Genomic DNA, 2,438 nt, shown 5'->3' with positions numbered 1-2,438 from the left:
CGCCAAGGCGGCGACGGCGGCCGGCGCCTATCTCGTCTGGATCCCGCGCAGGGCCGGTGAGCGCGGCGCCGTTGAGGCGGGCGCGCTGCCGTCGCTGCTGCCCGGCGGCCGTCCCGCCACCGACCCGCGGGCCCGCGAGGAGACCGCGGCCGTCTGGGGCGTACGCGAACTGCCGCACAGCTACGGCCGCGACACCGGCCAGATCGTCGAGGCCGCCAGGACCGGCGAACTCGGCGCGCTGGTCGTCGCGGGCGTCGAGGTGGCCGACCTGCCGGACCCGGCGGGCGCGCTGGCCGCGCTGGACGCCGTCGGATTCCTCGTCTCGCTCGAACTGCGGCCCAGCGAGGTCACCGACCGCGCCGACGTCGTCTTCCCCGTCGCGGCCGTACCGGAGAAGCCCGGCACGTTCCTCAACTGGGAAGGCAGGGCACGGCTGTTCGAGGCTGCGCTCAAGCCCGAGCAGATGACCAGGCAGCTCGCGCCGAGCGACGCGCGGGTGCTGCACATGCTCGCCGACACCCTCGACGTGCACTTCGCCCTGCCCGACCTGCGGTCCGTACGGGCCGAGCTGGACCGGCTGGGCGGCTGGGAAGGACCCCGGGCAGGTACGCCGGTCGAGTCGGCCGTTCCCGTGCCGCGCCCCGGCGACGGCGAGGCGGTCCTCGCCGGCCACCGGCTGCTGCTCGACCAGGGCAAGCTCCAGGAGGGCGACGAGGCCCTGGCCGGCACCCGGCACGAGGCGGTCGCGCGGCTCTCCGCGACGACGGCCGCCGAGACCGGCGTCAAGGACGGCGACGCGCTGACGGTGACCGGCCCGGCCGGCGCCGTGACGCTGCCGCTGCGGGTGACCGCGATGCCCGACCGGGTCGTCTGGCTGCCGCTGAACTCCACGGGCGGCGGTGTCCTCGCCGACACCGGGTCCCGCCCGGGAACGCTGGTCCGTATCGGCCCGGCCGCGCAGGAAGCGGCCACCCCCGCACCGGAGGTGCGCGCATGACCGCCTTCGCCCAACTCGCGACGGCACCGCAGACCGTGCTCGCCGCGGAGGACCTGTCGCTGTTCGGCCGCGACCCGTGGTGGCTCGTCGTCATCAAGGCCGTCTTCTGCTTCGCCTTCCTGATGGTGAACGTGCTGTTCGCCATCGTCTGGGAGCGCAAGGTCGTCGCCTGGATGCAGCTGCGCATCGGCCCGAACCGGCACGGCCCCTGGGGCATGCTCCAGTCGCTCGCCGACGGCGCCAAGCTGATGTTCAAGGAAGACATCATCGTCAAGCGCGCCGACAAGGTCGTCTACATCATCGCGCCGGTCATCGCCGCGATCCCGGCCTTCATGGCGATCGCCGTGATCCCGTTCGGCCCTTCGGGCAACGAGGTCTCGATCTTCGGCCACCGCACGACGATGCAGCTCACCGACCTGCCGATCGCGATGCTGTACATCCTCGCCGTCGCCTCGGTCGGCATCTACGGCATCGTCCTGGCCGGCTGGTCGTCGGGCTCGACGTACCCGCTGCTCGGCGGACTCCGCTCCTGCGCGCAGATGATCTCGTACGAGATCGCGATGGGCGCGGCCTTCGCCTCGGTGTTCCTCTACTCCGGGTCGATGTCGACCTCGGCGATCGTGGACGCCCAGCAGGACCGCTGGTACATCCTGCTGCTGCCGGTCTCCTTCATCATCTACATCATCACGATGGTGGGCGAGACCAACCGCGCCCCGTTCGACATGCCGGAGTCCGAGGGCGACCTGGTCGGCGGCTTCAACACCGAGTACTCGTCCATCAAGTTCGCGATGTTCATGCTCGCCGAGTACGTCAACATGATCACCGTCTCGGCCGTCTCCGCCACGCTCTTCCTGGGCGGCTGGCGCGCGCCGTGGCCGATCTCCACCTTCTGGGAGGGGGCCAACCACGGCTGGTGGCCGATCCTCTGGTTCGTCCTCAAGGTGCAGCTGCTGCTGTTCGGCTTCATCTGGCTGCGCGGCACGCTGCCACGCGTGCGCTACGACCAGTTGATGAAGCTCGGCTGGAAGGTCCTGATCCCGGTCTCGGTGGTCTGGCTGATGCTCGTCGCGACGGTGCGTGCGCTGCGTAACGAGAACTACGGCTTCACCTCGATCCTGTTGTACGTCGCGGGCGCGATCATCGTGATCCTGCTGCTCTCCTTCGTCGTGGACATGTTCCGCAACAAACAGGAGAAGGAGGCGGCGGCGAGAGAGCCCGAAGCTCCCGCCTTCGACCCGATGGCCGGCGGTTTCCCCGTGCCACCGCTGCCGGGACAGGCGCTGCCGCCCGTGCCGCGCAGGACCCCGCGCCGTGAGCGTGAGCTGATTGTCAGTGGCGGGGCCAATACTGTGAGTGACGGAACTGAGAGTGACGGAAAGGAGGATGGCGGTGTCTGACGAGTCTTCGCAGGGGGGGACCCCGAGCGCCCCCGACCGTACTC

2 protein-coding genes are annotated in these 2,438 nt (G+C 70.4%); both read left to right on the top strand.

Annotated elements, in window-relative coordinates:
• A partial coding sequence (locus HY68_RS44840) for a molybdopterin dinucleotide binding domain-containing protein (RefSeq protein ID WP_041985929.1) occupies positions 1–997 on the top strand: 997 nt, incomplete at its 5' end.
• Positions 994–2,394 (top strand): NADH-quinone oxidoreductase subunit NuoH, encoded by a 1,401-nt coding sequence (nuoH, locus tag HY68_RS07465; protein ID WP_041985926.1) that lies wholly within the window; start codon positions 994–996, stop codon positions 2,392–2,394. The genes HY68_RS44840 and nuoH, both read left to right, overlap by 4 nt.
• Positions 2,395–2,438: the final 44 nt, after the last annotated feature.

The organism is Streptomyces sp. AcH 505 (genome assembly GCF_000818175.1).
In the GTDB taxonomy this organism is placed as follows: domain Bacteria; phylum Actinomycetota; class Actinomycetes; order Streptomycetales; family Streptomycetaceae; genus Streptomyces.
This window is presented reverse-complemented; position numbering and strand designations above follow the sequence as displayed.

Bases quoted from the DNA above. Each gene is read 5' to 3' on its own strand.
- nuoH (WP_041985926.1), top strand. From the start codon at position 994: ATGACCGCCTTCGCCCAACTCGCGACGGCACCGCAGACCGTGCTCGCC.